16 protein-coding genes and 1 tRNA gene are annotated in these 16,530 nt (G+C 40.2%); 10 read left to right on the forward strand and 7 right to left on the reverse strand.

All coding sequences use genetic code 11. The features are described from left to right. Positions 1 to 2: 2 nt before the first annotated feature. From L2567_RS00760 to L2567_RS00775, 4 genes are read left to right on the forward strand one after another with little or no spacing between them, the layout of a single operon-like run. Positions 3 to 1,520: an alpha-isopropylmalate synthase regulatory domain-containing protein gene (locus L2567_RS00760; RefSeq protein WP_406626620.1), complete on the forward strand. Its 1,518-nt coding sequence runs from the start codon at positions 3 to 5 to the stop codon at positions 1,518 to 1,520. A gap of 26 nt (positions 1,521 to 1,546) precedes the next feature. After that, positions 1,547 to 2,602 carry a 3-isopropylmalate dehydrogenase gene (leuB, locus tag L2567_RS00765; RefSeq protein ID WP_235295773.1) on the forward strand — a complete coding sequence of 352 codons (1,056 nt, stop codon included), beginning with the start codon at positions 1,547 to 1,549 and terminating at the stop codon, positions 2,600 to 2,602. Between the two features lies 1 nt (position 2,603). Beyond that, positions 2,604 to 3,023: a VOC family protein gene (locus L2567_RS00770; RefSeq protein WP_235295774.1), complete on the forward strand. Its 420-nt coding sequence runs from the start codon at positions 2,604 to 2,606 to the stop codon at positions 3,021 to 3,023. A 12-nt stretch (positions 3,024 to 3,035) separates the two neighbouring features. Then, a complete protein-coding gene (locus tag L2567_RS00775) occupies positions 3,036 to 3,989 on the forward strand; it encodes a carbon-nitrogen hydrolase family protein (protein ID WP_235295775.1) in 954 nt (317 codons plus the stop codon). Positions 3,990 to 3,992: 3 nt separating this feature from the next. Here the strand turns inward: L2567_RS00775 and L2567_RS00780 are convergent, their stop codons facing one another. Together L2567_RS00780 and L2567_RS00785 are read right to left on the reverse strand one after the other, a co-directional pair. Then, a complete protein-coding gene (locus L2567_RS00780; protein ID WP_235295776.1) occupies positions 3,993 to 4,595 on the reverse strand; it encodes a hypothetical protein in 603 nt (200 codons plus the stop codon). A gap of 230 nt (positions 4,596 to 4,825) precedes the next feature. Next, positions 4,826 to 5,386 (reverse strand): type 1 glutamine amidotransferase domain-containing protein, encoded by a 561-nt coding sequence (locus tag L2567_RS00785; RefSeq protein WP_406626621.1) that lies wholly within the window; start codon positions 5,384 to 5,386, stop codon positions 4,826 to 4,828. Between the two features lie 211 nt (positions 5,387 to 5,597). Between L2567_RS00785 and L2567_RS00790 the strand changes: the two genes are divergently transcribed. Then, the gene (locus L2567_RS00790; RefSeq protein ID WP_235295778.1) at positions 5,598 to 6,044 is read left to right on the forward strand and encodes a hypothetical protein; all 447 of its coding nucleotides are present in this window, start codon (positions 5,598 to 5,600) and stop codon (positions 6,042 to 6,044) included. On the opposite strand, the gene L2567_RS00795 is transcribed toward L2567_RS00790, so the two are convergent. Beyond that, positions 6,037 to 6,471, reverse strand: a complete 435-nt coding sequence (locus L2567_RS00795; RefSeq protein ID WP_235295779.1) for a hypothetical protein — start codon at positions 6,469 to 6,471, stop codon at positions 6,037 to 6,039. The two genes, L2567_RS00790 and L2567_RS00795, sit on opposite strands and share 8 nt — an antisense overlap. An 80-nt stretch (positions 6,472 to 6,551) precedes the next feature. Here L2567_RS00795 and L2567_RS00800 point away from each other — a divergent pair, with 80 nt between their 5' ends. Then, the gene (locus tag L2567_RS00800; protein ID WP_235295780.1) at positions 6,552 to 8,156 is read left to right on the forward strand and encodes an ABC-F family ATP-binding cassette domain-containing protein; all 1,605 of its coding nucleotides are present in this window, start codon (positions 6,552 to 6,554) and stop codon (positions 8,154 to 8,156) included. Between the two features lie 30 nt (positions 8,157 to 8,186). On the opposite strand, the gene L2567_RS00805 is transcribed toward L2567_RS00800, so the two are convergent. Then, the gene (locus L2567_RS00805) at positions 8,187 to 9,101 is read right to left on the reverse strand and encodes a M23 family metallopeptidase (protein ID WP_235295781.1); all 915 of its coding nucleotides are present in this window, start codon (positions 9,099 to 9,101) and stop codon (positions 8,187 to 8,189) included. Positions 9,102 to 9,414: 313 nt separating this feature from the next. On the opposite strand from L2567_RS00805, the gene L2567_RS00810 reads away from it, so the two are divergent. Continuing rightward, positions 9,415 to 9,488 (forward strand) — tRNA-Arg (locus tag L2567_RS00810). A 218-nt stretch (positions 9,489 to 9,706) separates the two neighbouring features. Here L2567_RS00810 and L2567_RS00815 read toward each other — a convergent pair. From L2567_RS00815 to mdh, 3 genes are all read right to left on the reverse strand, one after another. Then, a complete protein-coding gene (locus L2567_RS00815) occupies positions 9,707 to 10,570 on the reverse strand; it encodes a hypothetical protein (protein ID WP_235295782.1) in 864 nt (287 codons plus the stop codon). Positions 10,571 to 10,650: 80 nt separating this feature from the next. Next, on the reverse strand, positions 10,651 to 11,202 hold the full coding sequence (locus L2567_RS00820; RefSeq protein WP_235295783.1) for a peroxiredoxin-like family protein: 552 nt from the start codon (positions 11,200 to 11,202) through the stop codon (positions 10,651 to 10,653). Next, entirely contained in the window at positions 11,203 to 12,129 is a 927-nt protein-coding gene (gene mdh, locus L2567_RS00825; RefSeq protein WP_235295784.1) for a malate dehydrogenase, read from the reverse strand. It abuts the gene before it with no gap. 194 nt (positions 12,130 to 12,323) lie between these two features. On the opposite strand from mdh, the gene L2567_RS00830 reads away from it, so the two are divergent. From L2567_RS00830 to sucC, 3 genes are read left to right on the forward strand one after another with little or no spacing between them, the layout of a single operon-like run. Further along, positions 12,324 to 13,820: a zinc-dependent metalloprotease gene (locus L2567_RS00830; protein WP_235295785.1), complete on the forward strand. Its 1,497-nt coding sequence runs from the start codon at positions 12,324 to 12,326 to the stop codon at positions 13,818 to 13,820. After that, entirely contained in the window at positions 13,786 to 15,276 is a 1,491-nt protein-coding gene (locus L2567_RS00835) for a zinc-dependent metalloprotease (protein WP_235295786.1), read from the forward strand. The genes L2567_RS00830 and L2567_RS00835 overlap by 35 nt, the downstream gene beginning before the upstream one ends. Before the next feature lie 48 nt (positions 15,277 to 15,324). After that, positions 15,325 to 16,530, forward strand: a complete 1,206-nt coding sequence (sucC, locus tag L2567_RS00840) for an ADP-forming succinate--CoA ligase subunit beta (RefSeq protein WP_235295787.1) — start codon at positions 15,325 to 15,327, stop codon at positions 16,528 to 16,530.

The following is a 16,530-nucleotide window of genomic DNA, read 5'->3' on the forward strand; positions in this document are numbered from 1 at the left end:
TGATGACCAAGCGTAAATTGGAAATAATGGACACCACCCTAAGAGATGGTGAACAGACTTCAGGAGTATCTTTCTCAGAATCTGAAAAGCTTACGCTTGCCAAATTGCTTTTAGAAGAACTTTTAGTAGATAGAATTGAGGTTGCTTCGGCAAGGGTTTCCGAAGGAGAAATGCGGGCTGTAAAGGAAATTACTTCCTGGGCAGGAAGTCGTAATTTAAGGGAGCGAATAGAAGTGCTAACATTTGTTGATGGAGGGAAATCGCTTGACTGGATGAGTGAAGCTCGCGCCGTTGTTCAAAATTTATTGACCAAAGGCTCCATGAATCATCTAACTCACCAATTGAAAAAAACTCCGGAACAACATTTTGCAGAGATTCATGAGTGTATTGAACAAGCTTTGCAAAAAGGGATAAAAACCAATGTCTACCTGGAAGACTGGAGCAACGGGATGCGGAACTCGAAATCCTATGTTTTTGACTACCTTGATTTTATTACCAATGAATCCATCGAGCGGGTACTATTACCAGATACTTTAGGCATCTTAACCTATGGTGAGACTTATGAATATCTTTCAGAGATCATTGCCAGATATCCTAATACTCATTTTGATTTTCATGGTCACAATGACTATGACTTAAGTGTTGCCAATGTGATGGAAGCCCTTAAAGCAGGTGTTCACGGCTTGCACCTTACCATTAATGGGATGGGAGAACGCGCTGGAAATGCGCCCTTAGCTTCCGTGGTTGCGGTCATTAACGATTTTATGGATGAAATTGAGATAGGGGTGAAGGAATCTGCATTGTACAAGGTAAGTCAACTCGTTTCAAACTTTTCAGGTTTTGGTGTACCGGTGAACAAGCCCATAGTGGGTGAAAATGTTTTTACACAAACTGCAGGCATCCATGCAGATGGCGACAGTAAGAAAAATTTATATTTCAATGATTTACTTCCGGAGAGATTTGGTCGAAAGCGGAAGTATGCTCTTGGCAAAAACAGTGGGAAGGCAAACATCAAGAAGAACCTGCAGGAATTGGGACTGAGTCTGAATGACGAAGACTTGAAAAAGGTGACGCAACGCATTATTGAGCTGGGAGATAAAAAAGAGATCGTTACTAAGTACGATTTGCCATTTATAATTTCTGATGTATTGGACAGCAGTAAGCTCCAAAAGAATGTCATTATAAAATCATATGTGCTGACTCATGCTAAAGGACTGAGACCTTCCACCTCCATTTCTCTTGAAATGAATGGTGAAGAGATCGAGGCGCACGCGCAAGGTGACGGGCAATACGATGCTTTTATTAATGCGCTTCGAAAAATTTATGCAGCCAAGCAAATGGCCTTTCCCAAACTGGTCGATTATGCTGTACGAATACCCAGGGGGAGTGATTCAGATGCCTTATGTGAAACCATTATTTCATGGGAGACCAAAACGGGAACCATTAAAACAAGAGGTTTAGATTCAGATCAAACGGTCTCGGCGATCAAAGCGACTGAAAAGATGCTGAATTTGATATAACTGACAAAACAAATACGAATATAAAAATGAATTTAAAAATTGCACTATTGGCCGGAGATGGGATTGGCCCGGAAGTGATTGATCAGGCAGTGAAAGTATGTAATGCAATTGCCACCAGATTCGATCATCATATCGAATGGAAGCCTGCATTAACGGGAGCTGCAGCGATAGATGCAGTGGGGGAACCCTACCCTGATGAGACGCACGAAATCTGTGTCAGTTCCGATGCTGTGCTATTTGGAGCCATAGGTCATCCTCGATTTGACAATGATCCTTCGGCAAAGGTCAGACCGGAACAAGGATTGCTAAAAATGAGAAAGAAACTGGGGTTGTTTGCCAATGTAAGACCCACTTTTACCTTCCCATCGCTGATCGATAAATCACCTTTAAGGAGGGAGCGAATAGAGGGTACAGATCTGGTATTTCTCAGAGAGTTGACAGGAGGTATATATTTTGGACAAAGAGGTCGTAAAGACAATGGTGAGACGGCCTTTGATACTTGCACCTATACCAGAGCAGAGGTGGTACGGATAGCAAAGAAAGGCTTTGAAATCGCGATGAAGAGATCTAAAAAGCTTTGCTGTGTGGACAAAGCGAATGTGTTAGAAACTTCCAGACTGTGGAGAGAGACCTTTCAAAGGATGGAAAAAGATTATCCTGAAGTAGAGGTTTCCTATGAATTTGTGGATGCCGTAGCCATGCGTTTGGTTCAATGGCCCAATGCCTACGATGTATTGGTGACCATGAATTTATTTGGTGATATTCTCACCGATGAAGCTTCTGTTATCTCTGGTTCCATGGGATTAATGCCTTCCGCATCCGTTGGAGAAAGTATCGGACTTTATGAACCCATTCATGGGTCCTATCCACAGGCTGCAGGAAAAAATATTGCTAATCCTCTAGCGACTGTGTTATCAGCCGCTATGATGTTTGAAGATCTTAATTTAGATGAGGAAGCACAAGCCATCAGAGAAGTCGTTAATCAATCGCTATCAGAAGGAATTGTTACCGAAGATCTGGCTGATGGAAATAAATCATATAAAACCAGTGAAGTAGGCGACTGGTTAGCTAAAAACATTTAATATGAGTATCCAACCATTTCATTTAGCGATACCAGTTGAAAATCTCTCAAGAGCGCGCGCTTTTTATGGCAATGTTTTGAATTGTTCTGAGGGACGCAGTGATGACCAATGGGTTGACTTTGACTTTTACGGACATCAATTGGTCATTCATGTAAAGGAGAATTATGTAGCTGATCAAAGTAGCAACCCAGTAGATGGGCATGATGTTCCAATTCCTCATTTTGGTGTCGTGCTTAAGTGGGAAGATTGGGAAGTTTTGGCCGACCGGCTCAAAAAACATGAACTTCAATTTATCATTGAACCTTACATCCGGTTTAAAGGCCTTCCCGGGGAACAGGCTACGATGTTTTTCAAGGATACGGAAGGAAATGCTTTAGAATTTAAAGCTTTCAAGGATATAGGCCAATTATTTGCCAAATAAACTTATTGATCAATGGATCATTCTGTACTAAAGGTAGCATTGGCACAAATCGCCCCCATATGGCTAGACAAAAGTGCTACCATCGATAAAGTCATACAATGGATTAACAAAGCGGGCGCAGAAAAAGCTGATCTCGTTACATTTGGAGAAGCCATTCTACCTGGATATCCCTATTGGGTTTCCCTAACAGATGGAGCTCAATTCAACTCTAAAATTCAGAAGGAAGTTCATGCGCACTATGTCAAGAATGCCATTGAGATTAATAAAGGTGATTTGGATGGAATATGCAAGGCTGCACATAGCAATAACATTGCGGTATATTTGGGAACCATAGAACGTGCCCCAGACCGGGGAAATCACAGCATCTATTGTTCGTTAATTTATATCAGTCAGAAAGGTGAAATTCAATCCATTCACCGCAAATTGCAGCCAACTTTCGAAGAACGTCTTACCTGGGCACCTGGCGATGGAAATGGTTTACAAGTCCATGGCTTGAAAACTTTCACTGTGGGTGGATTAAATTGCTGGGAAAATTGGATGCCCTTGTCCAGAACAGCATTGTATGCAATGGGTGAAAATCTTCACGTGGCAGTTTGGCCTGGGGCAAAAAGAAATACGGAAAACCTTACGCGATTCATCGCTGAAGAATCTAGAAGCTATTCCATAGGAGTATCCGGGCTGATGAGAAAGTCAGATTTTCCAGACCATACACCACACCTCGAATTAATATTGGAAAATGCTCCTGAAATTTTGTCGGATGGCGGTTCTTGTATCGCAGGACCTGATGGTCAGTGGATCTTAGAACCTGTGTGTAATCAGGAAATTCTGCTTACTGCAGAATTAGACTTTAATCGAGTATTGGAAGAAAGACAAAACTTTGATCCTGCAGGACATTACAGCAGACCGGATGTGACCAAACTGACTGTCAATCGACAAAGACAGTCCATCATAGAGATAAATGATTAACCTCTAGCCCATATTCATCTCATTCTTATTCAATTCATCTTGCAACTTGCGCATTAACACCTGTTCTTTTTCAAGCGTTTTCTTTCTGTATGCATCAAATTCACTTTTTGTTTTGCTCAGATTTTCTTTCGCTTTAGCCGTTACAGCATGGCTTCGATTAAATCTGAAAATATAGAAAATCAATGCACCTAATAGTCCTAGAATCAAGCTCCACATCATAGTATTATAAGTGCTTTTATTGAGCAAGATACCGAAAAGCGAAAAACTGTCTTTTTCCTTATTCACTTGTGCCAAATCAGATTGCAACGTTTCTACCTTACTTTTCATGGAATCGACACTTTCCTCCTGCATAATGATTGTACGATTCAGATTTGCTATTTCATTATTATTGGATTCAAGTGTGTCAGCAACGTTGCCATAAAATTTGTTGAGGAAATCCTTGCGAACCACCTTATACTGTTGGTAATTATTTGATTTATCAAGCAAGTAATCGTATTGTGAATCTATAGTACCATCATTTAGGGAACCCGTATTTTCATTGCTTCCCTGTCCTGTCAGTACAGAAACCCATAAAAAAGCCAAGGCGTAAAAGATTAAATTTCTCATTTATTAATCATTCTTGTTCTTAAATACTATTACAATCATTGTTCCATTATTGTAAAATTAAGAAGCTAAGGTATTTATCTCTGTGGCGTAGTGCTAGATATCTATGGAAAAATTGGCTAATATGTCATCGCGAACTACTTAATCCGGGATAAAAAAAATACCCCAGCGAAATTAATCACTGAGGTATATCTCATAGTGCTTCATTAACTAATCAATGAAGTTGTATGGTTTTATGCGGTTTGAAGTTGGTGTTTTCCTTCCCTGACTTCTTCTACCATCTTGTTGCAGAAAGCAGGCAAGTCATTTGGGTTTCGGCTTGTGACCAATCCCTGGTCTACTACCACTTCTTTGTCATACCAGGTTGCTCCAGCATTCATCATATCTGTCTTGATTGACTCAAATGAGGTGATTTTTCTACCTTCCAGTACATCAGCCTCTGCTAGCAACCAAGGTGCGTGACATATAGCACCTACTGGCTTATGACTCTTGAAGAATGAACGTACAAAACTAACTGCCTTTTCATTTCTTCGCAACTTGTCTGGATTAATCACACCGCCTGGCAACATTAAAGCATTATAATCGCTCTCGTTTGCTTCATCCAGTGTTTTGGTTACTGAAAATTCAGATCCCCAATTTCCATCCTTCCAAGATTTAATTTTACCGGACTTCTCGGATATAATATCTACCTTCATACCAGCATCTTCAAATGCTTGACGTGGTCTGGTAAATTCTGACTCCTCAAATCCATCTGTTGCGAGTATCGCAACTCTCTTTTTACTCATATTTTCCATTTGTCTAGTAAATTTTGTGAAACAAATATTTCAATAATACCTATTCGTTTCAATTGTCAAATAAATAATTGTGATGTATTATAATCGCAATTACAATCATCATACGACTTTACCTAAGATTTTGTTCGAATCGTATGCCACATTTTTTATATAAGTTCGAGATAGTATGGCTTTGGATGAAACCAGAAGCTTGAAAATGGGTTAATAGAATATGAAATTAACTTTACAGCAGCATCAGGGAGCTTTCATCTTTCTAACGTTAATTCCCACTTTGATCTACTTACCGCTAGGAGCGCTGCAGTTGGTGGGTAGCCTTAGTTTGGTTGAGGTATTTTTGATAACCACCGCCTTAGCAAGTGTTACTGCTTACTACATCTTTAGTAATAGATTGTTTAGAAGAAGGGAAAGTTTTGACATGCGACTCAGTTTTTTGTTTTATGCCAATTATCTGATGTATATGATCATCGTGCTCATTTCGTTTAATCTGATCGTTATAGCCGGTTTTCTTTACAGTGAGCAGGTACCTATGGGAATGAACCTCCTACCCGAGCAGGCCACCAGCCTTTTACTGCTTGGAATATATCTGCTACTGATTAGCAGCTTGGGCATGTATTACCATAGCTTTATCAAGAAGAAAATCAAGCAAGCATCTAAGTAAGCCAACCTTTTTTTTCACATTTTCTGGCATACCAATAAAGTGCAAAACTGACTATTGGGAGGATAATCGTAATCGCAATTTGTCCGAATCCATAAAAGGCCTTGGCTTCATTGATAAACAGATTGAAAGTACATTGAATGGTGACTGCAAAGAAACCTATCAGAAAAAGTGGTACCGCAAGTTTTTTTCGAAAGAGTAAAAAGACGCAGGCAAATGTGGAAATGAAAACAGCGATGGCAAAAACAACAATATACCACAGGGGTAAATTGTCCATTATTTCCAACATCTCTGGTGTAAAGTTGGCTCTCCACGATTCAGTGTTCATTGCTTGTGCAAAAAATTGGCTCACTCCGGCCAGGTTCCATAGAAGTGCTAAAACAACTATTATCCAAAATAGATATCCGGGTTTTGAAGTTGAAGTACTCATTGATTAACGTTTAGTTTAGACCTTTAAAGTAGTCATATTACGATAAATTTGTACCTTTGCGGCCTTAAAATTAAAAGGCAATGATTTCAGCAAATAATATTTCTCTCCAATACGGGAAAAGAGTTTTATTCGATGATGTTAACATCACTTTTACCCCTGGCAATTGCTATGGTGTCATCGGTGCCAATGGTGCAGGTAAATCGACTTTTTTGAAGATTCTTTCGGGTGCCATTGATGCCAATACAGGTCATATTTCGATTGAACCCGGAAAAAGGATGGCTGTGCTTTCTCAGGATCACAACTCATTCGACAACCACTCCGTGCTTGATACTGTAATGAAAGGGCACAAGGAATTGTGGAATCTAATGAAAGAAAAGGACGCCATCTACATGAAGCCTGATTTTAGTGATGAAGATGGGATTAAAGCAGGTGAATTGGAAGAAAAATTTGCTGAAATGAATGGCTGGAATGCAGAACCCGAAGCAGCAAGTTTATTATCCGGAATCGGTATACACGAAGATCTTCATTATAAGTCAATGTCAGAATTGTCAGGTGCGGAGAAGGTTCGTGTTTTATTGGCACAAGCCCTGTTCGGTGATCCGGACATTTTGATCCTGGATGAGCCTACTAACGATCTGGATATCCAAACGGTGACCTGGTTAGAGGATTTCTTACTTGACTTTAAGAATACAGTGATTGTAGTTTCGCACGACAGGCACTTTTTGGACACAGTTTGCACACATACGGTAGATATCGACTTTTCTAAAATCAATCTGTTCACCGGAAATTATACCTTTTGGTACGAATCCAGCCAGTTGGCTTTAAGACAAAAGCTCAATCAAAACAAGAAGGCCGAAACGAAAAAGGCGGAATTGCAGGCATTCATTGACAGATTTAGTGCCAATGCTTCCAAGTCACGACAAGCGACAGCCAAGAAGAAATTGTTAGAAAAGATCAATGTTGCCGATATCAAACCCAGTAGCCGAAAGTATCCGGGCATTATCTGGGAACCAAAGCGTGAAGTTGGGGATCAAATTTTAGAAGTTAAGAACCTCAGTTATTCTGAAAATGGACAATTGTTATTTTCTGATATCAATTTCACCATGAACAAGGGGGACAAGATCACTTTATTGGGTAAGAACAGTGTAGTTGTAGATGCATTTTACGATGTGCTTGCGGGAAGAAAAGCGCCTGATACCGGAGAGATCAATTGGGGTCAGACCATAACCGTGGATGATATGCCTAACGATCACGATCACTTATTCAATCAATCTGTGACTTTGATCGATTGGCTTAGAGAATATTCTGAAGATAAGGATGAAGCCTTTATAAGGGGCTTTCTCGGAAAAATGCTTTTTTCAGGTCAGGAAAGTCTGAAAATGGCCAACGTTTTGTCGGGAGGTGAGAAAGTCAGATGTATGTTATCAAAATTGATGTTGTCGGGTGCCAATTTTTTAATGTTGAATGAACCTACGAACCATCTGGATCTGGAAACAATCACTGCGCTAAATAATTCATTGATCAGCTTTAAAGGCAACATGATATTCACGTCACGGGATCATACATTTACGCAATCTATTGCCAATAGGATCATTGAATTGAATGATTCCGGCGTTGGATGCTACGATAGTTTAAAGACTTTTGATGAATATCTGGAAATGAAAGCTGCTCTTGCTGAGAATTGAAGTTGATTTCAGATTCTTTCGTCTGGACCATCATTTTTGTTTATATTTCTTCTTTTCTCTACGATTCATTTCCATCATAATGACTTGATCGGTCCAGATCACTTCATAATCTTTCATGGGCATTAGAAATGCTGCCCCCTTCTGTGTCAAAAAATATGGTTGAATATAAGCGTAGTTGCTTTCCTGATCTCCTTGTTTCTTCTTGTAATATCGAATATTGAATCTGAGATGGGCCCCAAAACTAAAATTGCTTCCTCCTACTAATCCTATAGGTTCTCCAGCCAGGACTTCATCACCGGGTTTAACAAAGATACCATCTTCAGCAAAGATTTTGTAATCAGCAAAACTTCCGTCTCTATGCTCAATGGTCAGACCATCACTATTGCGATCGAAAAGCAAACCGTTGCCATTTGATGTATCAGAGATTAAATCTACCTTAGTTACGGTACCCCTTCTTGCTGCAAAAATAGTATCTGCCTCATTAGCCCGGATCATGATTGCGTACCAACCTTTTGGAATATCTTCGTCGCCATACTCATGATTAAGGTAGGTCATCTCTTTAATAACGGTAGTTTTTCCGTGTTTTAAGGGAATAATATAAGGAAAGTCTTTTTGAGGGCTCCGCATGATGTTCCCTGGAATATATGTATATCGATAGCCAAAGCTGAAAGACTGACCAGGATCCCTTGCTTTCACTTTGGTGAGAATTTGTCGACCTCTAGCTACCGTTTTAGAAAAACCTCGGTAGCCATCTCTGCAGGAAATATTATTCGCATCTGTAAAGGTTAGAGTCAACACTTGTGTGGAATGACTTCTATTGAATGAATAGAGGATATATTCCTGTTTTGCTTTATCATACTCACGTTCAACGGAAACCAGATTCGCTTGAGCTGAAGATAGTTGTAATGCTAAGAGCACAAAAAGTGTCATGGTGTAAAGTTTCATGATGTCAATTTAGGCTGTATTTTACAAAAATATAAAAACAGGTGCAAGTATGCAATCCAACATATTTTGGAGATCCAATACAAAGGATCATTTCCATTTTGAGAAGGAAAAAGCGTGGATTTATTCTAAAGATGTGAAATATATTTTAGTTTTGCAGCTGGGTTTGTAATCCGCCGACAGTGTGGTATGGAGATGATTAATTCGTTGAAGAATTTTAGATGAATTGGGATAATAGAGATTTTTTTTTGCAATTTGTAGCTCAATGAAAAACAGTCAGAACGATTAGAAACTCACATAAGACATCATTAAAAATGGTCGCGTAGTTCAACTGGATAGAATATCAGATTTCGGCTCTGAGGGTTGAGGGTTCGAATCCTTCCGCGATCACAGAGAATGCAAGCCCTTCCACGATAGTGGGAGGGTTTTTTTATTTATCCAAAGGCCAAGTTGTACTTAGGATTTTGGATATATAAAAAAAGCTTTCTGCGGAGCAGAAAAGGGTTTGCATTTTGACCTTTAGAGCAACGAGGATCATTATTTATAATCCTTCCGCGATCACAGAGAATGCAAGCCCTTCCACGATAGTGGGAGGGTTTTTTATTTACTTAATTCTTTTTTTCCTTACCGAACACATCCCTTTCCGACTTTCCTAGAATCTGATTGGGCCTCGGCGCTTCATCGTAGGTGTGCGAAAACAATTTCTCCTGATAAACCCATTGGCCTTCCTGAAAAACATAACCTTCATAAGTACCATCCGGCACCTTGGTAGGCCCCTGCCCTTCCCGCTGTCCCATCACTTCCATCAGGTGATCATGCACTACCATATTCATCGCCGGGTTGTAATTCAAAGAGAGTATTGCATCAGCTGAGTAAGTGAAAATTACCCTGTTCTTTAAGATATCCCGAGATTCATTCATCGGCTTGACAAATACCTCCTCTCCTAATACGGGAGCACCTTCCTCATCAAATGTTAATACGTCGAAACTCTTAAATTTGGTGTATTCATCCAACTGGCGGAAAGAGAATACGAAATATTTGCCGTCTTGCTCAATGAGATTATAATAAATTCCACCTAACCAATCTGAAGGTCCTAAAGTCATGTATTCAATATCTTCCAGGGCTGAGAATTCATCATCCAGTACAAAAGATGGTCCATCCTTCTTAATCAAATACCCGTAATAATCATATTGATCTCCTTCAGCTCGGACTTGCCAGGTGACCAACTTGAAGGTTTCCAAGCTGTCAGACAGTACACTAAGTTCAGGAGTCTGCGTAAAATCAAAATTGAAAGCATCACCAGCAGCAATAATGTCATCAAAGGCTGCTCGAAAATTCTTTACAGCTATTGAACGGTGCTCAGCAACATTGGCATTAATCATGACATCACTCCAAAAAGAAATATCGTATTTTTCCTGGCCATTGAGTCGAAAGATCGAGAAGGCAAGAAATATCAACAGGTACAGTCTCATATTATTCATGTATGTAAACAATACAAGATTAACGCCGAATTCATTCCAAAACGTATAAAAAAGATTACGCTGAAACAGTTCTATTCAGTAAACTTCTCCACTCGGGAAAGGATATGCAGGTAGTCTGGCCGATCCGCAGCTGAGTTGTGTATAAAGCTGTATTTAATTTCTCCTTCATCGATGAGAAATACACCCGGCATTTGAAATCCATCTCCCAGCTGCCTCCAACTGATGCCATTTCCTTTCAGAATGGCAGCGTCGAAGCCTCTCACCCATGTTTTAAAGCCAAAGAGCTGGCTGAATGTACCTTTCAAAAGTCCAAACTGCCGATAGTACTCACACGTCGCATCTTGCACCCACTTTGGATCTTGCAATTTGTACTTTTCAAAATATTGCTCTGCTGTCTCTTTATCAGACATGTGGACAAATACCAAATCACCTCCCTTTTCTTCAATCTCGTTTTTCAATCTGGACAAGTCCTGAAGTGCCTCTCTACAAAAAATACATCCAAAGTGCCGTAAGAACACCAGCAAAACCGGCTGCTTTTCAGACAATTCTAAAACAGAAATACCATCGCTGGTCTTCATATTGTCCAGCACTTCTTTTTTCATATCTGTAGCTTCTACTGTCAATTACATATTTTTATATACATCAATTACTGCCCGGACATGCTCCGCAGATTCTTTTAGCAAGTCTTTTTCGTCTTTTTCTAACTTTAATTCCAACACTTCTTTAATACCGCCTTTGCCTAGCTTCACCGGAATTCCTAGGAAGATATCGCTAAGTCCGTATTCACCATTCAATTTGGCACAACAAGGAAAAATTCTATCTTCATCTCTGACGATCGCTGCTACCATTTGCGCAGCAGCAGCTCCAGGTGCATACCATGCAGAAGTGCCCATTAATTTTACAAGCTCTCCACCACCCTTCTTCGTTCTTTCCACAATCTCATCCAGACGAGAGGATTCAACCAATTCAGTAATCGGTATACCAGCCACAGAGGTATATCTTGGAAGTGGTACCATGGTATCTCCGTGACCTCCCAGAAGCATTGCTTGTATGTCTTTAGGTGATACATTTAACTCCATTGCCAGGAAAGCCCTATATCTTGCAGTATCAAGAATACCCGCCATTCCGAAAACCTTTTCATCAGAAAGACCCGATGCCTCCTGAGCGGCATAGGTCATGACATCTAACGGATTAGAAACCACGATAATGATGGGTTCCTCCGAATGCTCCATAATGGATTTAGTAACAGATTTCACAATATTGGCATTGGTCGAAATCAAATCATCTCTGCTCATACCCGGTTTTCTTGGAATCCCTGCAGTGATTACTACGATGTCCGAATTGGCAGTTTCTCTATAGTCCTCAGATCCCGTAAGACGTGTGCTATAATAGTCAATGGGAGCTTGCTGAAAACTGTCTAGCGACTTACCTCTCGCCATGTCCCCTTTTATATCCAGAAGTACAACCTCTCTAACAATATCCTTGTGTGCAAGAACATTCGCCACAGTGGCGCCAACATTACCGGCTCCAACTACTGTTACTTTACTCATAAGATTTTCTTTTATTTTTTCGTTTTATCTAATGATACAAATGTATTATATATTTCTTAGAATCAGCCCTCATCCAAATACTTTAATCGACACGTATTGTTGAATGAGGGACAGAAATAATACACGTAATTTTATATTTTTGTTTTGAAATAATTTGGAAGTTTTCTAAAACACATTAATTATTTACTTCTTATATGAAGAACGGTTTCCTATTCATTGTTTTTTTTCTCTTAGGTCATTGCTGCCTTACGGCGCAATCGTCGCAGTGCGGATTTGACTTTTCTGAAAGCCAGCTCAAGCATTTTCTTTCGAATAAAAAAGGGAAAGAAGCATTCAAGAACCGTTCTCAAGAGACGGTTTATATTCCAGTCAAGTTTCATACAGTCGCAGATGTTGAAGGTGAAGGGCGTGTCAGATTTGAAAATGTCTTAGATCAGCTTTGCGCTATCAATGAAAATTTTCAGGACCTGGGATTTAGGTTCTATCTTAAAGACGGCACTGTCAATGAGGTCAATGATAATACCATTTACAATAACCCCAGCTCTGCTGCCGGAACTACGAAAATGGCCGGTGTGAAAAGTCAATTTGGTAAAAATGCGCTCAATATCTTTGTCACAGACAATGCCGGTCAGGGTACCAATGGCCTGGGAACTACCTTAGGTTACTATGATTTTAATCAGGATCTGGTCGTGCTCAAAAAATCCACGCTAGCTAATAACGTTCAGGTCAGATTTGTTCTCGGCCATGAATTAGGTCATTTTTTTAGTCTTCCCCATACCTTTAATGGATGGGATGCAGAACCCTGGGATGGCGAACCTGTCACCAGTAATTTTTCACCCGGAGGCGTATTGAACGAACTTGCTGACAGTTCTAACTGTGAGAATGCAGGTGATATGATCTGTGATACTCCGGCAGACTACAATCTCGGTTTTGGCTGGGATGGCTGCAGAGAATATGACGGTGGGTGTATGGATCCGAATGGGGAGCTGTTGGATCCTGATCAGTCTAATTTTATGGGGTACTTTCTAGGATGCGATGACTATTTCTTTTCCGAAGAACAGAAAAGCATTATTGAAAGTGACTATTTTAGTCCAAGAAGAGCCTATCTGAGGACTAGTTTTAGGCCTGCCGATGAAGAAATCGAACCGGTCGCAAAAGCAGTAAGCCCTGCAGACGATTCCACCACGCCCTTCTTCAATGGAGTGCATATGGAATGGGAACCTTCGGAGAATGCAACTCACTACTTGGTGGAACTTACACAGGCCTTATTCAAATTTTACTATGTCACAGAGCAACCCAGCCTTTTCCTGACAGATCTCAAAGCTGACAAAAATTATCGATGGAAAGTCAAAGCTTTTAGCGTTTTAAATACATGTACAGATTACTCTTCTTCTTTTAGCTTTGAAACCGGAGATTTATCCAGCAGTATTGATGAGGAGAAAGTCATGGATTTAGAAGTAAATGTTTTTCCTAATCCTTTTGATGGCAATTTTCTCAACATTGAGCTTAAAAATTCGTTAAAAAATGAGCACTATATTGAATTATATGATATAAATGGCCGAATTTTAAGTTCAGGTTATTATACTCAGAATATAATTAAGCTTGAAAACCTGGATTTAAGAACGGGATTATACCTGTTGAATATTAAAAATGAAAATGGAATTGTTACTAAGAAGATTGTTGTTGAGTAAGAAGTACTACGCCTTTCTGTTGATCATTATGAGTGCTTTAAGCGTTCATGGTCAGGAACTTTCCTATTGCGGCACAGAGGGTCTGGATGTTGAATGGGAAACTTATTTGAGAGAGAACAAGGGAGTGATGACTCGCTCTTTCAATGATGACATTTACGTCGCAATTACCGTTCATGTTGTAGGAGAAGACGATGGAATCGGCTACCATCCCCTTTCAACCATCCTCAAAAGTTTGGAAGGGCTCAACGAAGATTTCAAAGCTTCCAGGATTCAATTCTACCTCGCAGGTCCTTTTAATTACATTAACAATAGTGCATATTACGAACATAGTAGTTTCGGTACAGGCGCTCAAATGATGAATGAACATAATGTCGCGAATACCATAAATTGTTATATCGTTAATGATGCAAACGGAAACTGTGGATACCGCTCGTTTAACGGTGATGCCATTGCTTTAAGTAAATCTTGCACACAAGCCAATGATCATACATGGGCTCATGAGATGGGCCATTGGCTGAGCTTACCTCACACCTTTTCAGGCTGGGAAGGCACAGATTATAATTTAGACGAAGAAACTCCTACCAATGTTGGATCTAAACTGGTCGAGAAAGTTTCCCGAGACAATTGTACCTCAGCTGCCGACCGTCTTTGCGATACATCACCTGATTATCTCAGTTTTAGATGGGGCTGCGACGAGAACAATGAGTACCCCGATTCCCTGCGAGATCCCGATGGTGTTAAGTTTGCAGTAGATGGATCTCTGTTCATGTCCTATGCTTTCGACGATTGTCAGTCCCGTTTTTCTGATGGACAGATAGAAAAGATGCAGATGTATGCCAACAATTGGGTGCCTGAAGTGGTTTCAGATGATCCACCACAAGAAGAAATTGATCCCGGTCAAACTAAACTTTTGTATCCGATCAACGGTGAGGTGGTAGAAGATAAGATCGAGCTAAGATGGGAAGAGCAGGGAAATGCTACTTTTTATGTGGTTGAAGTCAGTCAGATCAGTAATATGGCATTGCTCAGTTTGAGGGAACTGGTCTATGGTACTAAACTAGAGGTTTTTGGATTATCGCCCGACAAAGATTATTATTGGCGCGTTAGACCTTTGAACGACTACCATTTTGACTATGATAAGAGAACTGAAACTGAAAATTTCAAAACCGGCGAACTTAGTTCTACAGAGGAATACTATGCAGAAAATCTTAAAATCTATCCTAACCCTATTTCCAGGGCATCGTCCATTTATATCAATCTCAAATCAAGCATTAGTGAAGATATGATGCTGGACATCTTTAGTCTGGATGGCAAACCGGTTATCAGAAAGTCCTACTATCTTCAGAACGGGCTGAATCAATTAGAAATAGACGCAAGTTCTTTGACCGCCGGTATCTACATTTTGCGAGGAAAAGGTGAACTACACAACTTTAGAAAGAAAATTGTTATTGAATAAAAATATGCCTCATATTTTTATACTTTTGGGTCGAATTAAAACGAAAAAATGAACTTACACGAGTATCAAGGAAAGGAATTGTTGGCATCTTATGGCGTGAAAATTCAACGCGGAATTGTGATCGACGATGTGAACGAAGTTGAAGCTGCATATCGAAAATTACAGGAAGAAACCGGTACGGAATATTGTGTCATAAAAGCTCAGATACACGCAGGTGGAAGAGGAAAAGGTGGCGGAGTTAAAGTGGCCAAGAATTTGGAAGATACCAAAGAGAAAGCGGGTGAGATTCTGGGTATGATGTTAAAGACACCACAGACTCCCGGAGGTCTTGATGGCCCGGGAAAAAAAGTCAACAAGGTACTTCTTGCTGAAGATTCCTATGCTCCGGATTTTGATGCCTGTTCAGAATTTTATGTTTCCATCCTTTTGGATCGTGCTAAAAAACGCAATGTGATTGTCTACTCTACTCAAGGAGGCATGGACATAGAAAAAGTTGCCGAAGAGACCCCTGAGTTGGTTCATAAGGAATTTATAGATCCTGCATTGGGTTTACTGGGCTTTCAGGCTAGAAAAATTGCCTTTAACCTGGGCCTTTCGGGAAAGGCATTCAAAGAAATGACCAAATTTATTTCCAATTTGTATAAAGCATTTTTAGGTTCCGATGCTTCGCTTTTCGAAATCAATCCTTGCATGCACAATGGCTCTACAGATGAAATTATCGCTGTAGATTGCAAAGTGTCGCTCGATGATAATGCACTTTTCAGACATAAAGATCTCGCCGCACTCAGGGATAAATCTGAAGAAGATCCAACTGAGGTAGAAGCTGGAGAATATGGATTAAACTATGTCAATCTCGATGGTAATGTGGGCTGTATGGTGAATGGAGCAGGCTTGGCTATGGCCACAATGGACATCATCAAGCTATCAGGAGGATCGCCTGCGAATTTCCTGGATGTTGGAGGGACTGCAGATGCTGCAAGAGTAGAGCAAGCCTTCAAAATCATACTTAAGGATCCCGAGGTAAAAGCCATATTGGTCAATATCTTTGGTGGAATTGTCAGATGTGATCGTGTGGCCAATGGAATCGTTGAAGCTTATAAGAATATGGGCAACATTACGGTACCGATTATTGTCAGATTGCAAGGTACCAATGCGGATATCGCAAAGAAAATTATTGATGAATCCGGACTGGAGGTACATTCTGCCATTCAACTGCAGGATGCTGCTGACCTTGTGAAGGAAGTGATCGCATAG

The sequence above is a fragment of the Portibacter marinus genome, assembly GCF_021533195.1.
GTDB classification, from domain to species: domain Bacteria; phylum Bacteroidota; class Bacteroidia; order Chitinophagales; family Saprospiraceae; genus Portibacter; species Portibacter marinus.

Excerpts from the sequence above, each read along its gene's own strand:
- L2567_RS00760 (WP_406626620.1), top strand. The coding sequence starts at position 3 with ATGACCAAGCGTAAATTGGAAATAATGGACACCACCCTAAGAGATGGT.
- leuB (WP_235295773.1), top strand. The coding sequence starts at position 1,547 with ATGAATTTAAAAATTGCACTATTGGCCGGAGATGGGATTGGCCCGGAA.
- L2567_RS00770 (WP_235295774.1), top strand. The coding sequence starts at position 2,604 with ATGAGTATCCAACCATTTCATTTAGCGATACCAGTTGAAAATCTCTCA.
- L2567_RS00775 (WP_235295775.1), top strand. The coding sequence starts at position 3,036 with ATGGATCATTCTGTACTAAAGGTAGCATTGGCACAAATCGCCCCCATA.
- L2567_RS00780 (WP_235295776.1), bottom strand. The coding sequence starts at position 4,595 with ATGAGAAATTTAATCTTTTACGCCTTGGCTTTTTTATGGGTTTCTGTA.
- L2567_RS00785 (WP_406626621.1), bottom strand. The coding sequence starts at position 5,386 with ATGGAAAATATGAGTAAAAAGAGAGTTGCGATACTCGCAACAGATGGA.
- L2567_RS00790 (WP_235295778.1), top strand. The coding sequence starts at position 5,598 with ATGAAATTAACTTTACAGCAGCATCAGGGAGCTTTCATCTTTCTAACG.
- L2567_RS00795 (WP_235295779.1), bottom strand. The coding sequence starts at position 6,471 with ATGAGTACTTCAACTTCAAAACCCGGATATCTATTTTGGATAATAGTT.
- L2567_RS00800 (WP_235295780.1), top strand. The coding sequence starts at position 6,552 with ATGATTTCAGCAAATAATATTTCTCTCCAATACGGGAAAAGAGTTTTA.
- L2567_RS00805 (WP_235295781.1), bottom strand. The coding sequence starts at position 9,101 with ATGAAACTTTACACCATGACACTTTTTGTGCTCTTAGCATTACAACTA.
- L2567_RS00815 (WP_235295782.1), bottom strand. The coding sequence starts at position 10,570 with ATGAGACTGTACCTGTTGATATTTCTTGCCTTCTCGATCTTTCGACTC.
- mdh (WP_235295784.1), bottom strand. The coding sequence starts at position 12,129 with ATGAGTAAAGTAACAGTAGTTGGAGCCGGTAATGTTGGCGCCACTGTG.
- L2567_RS00830 (WP_235295785.1), top strand. The coding sequence starts at position 12,324 with ATGAAGAACGGTTTCCTATTCATTGTTTTTTTTCTCTTAGGTCATTGC.
- L2567_RS00835 (WP_235295786.1), top strand. The coding sequence starts at position 13,786 with ATGGAATTGTTACTAAGAAGATTGTTGTTGAGTAAGAAGTACTACGCC.
- sucC (WP_235295787.1), top strand. The coding sequence starts at position 15,325 with ATGAACTTACACGAGTATCAAGGAAAGGAATTGTTGGCATCTTATGGC.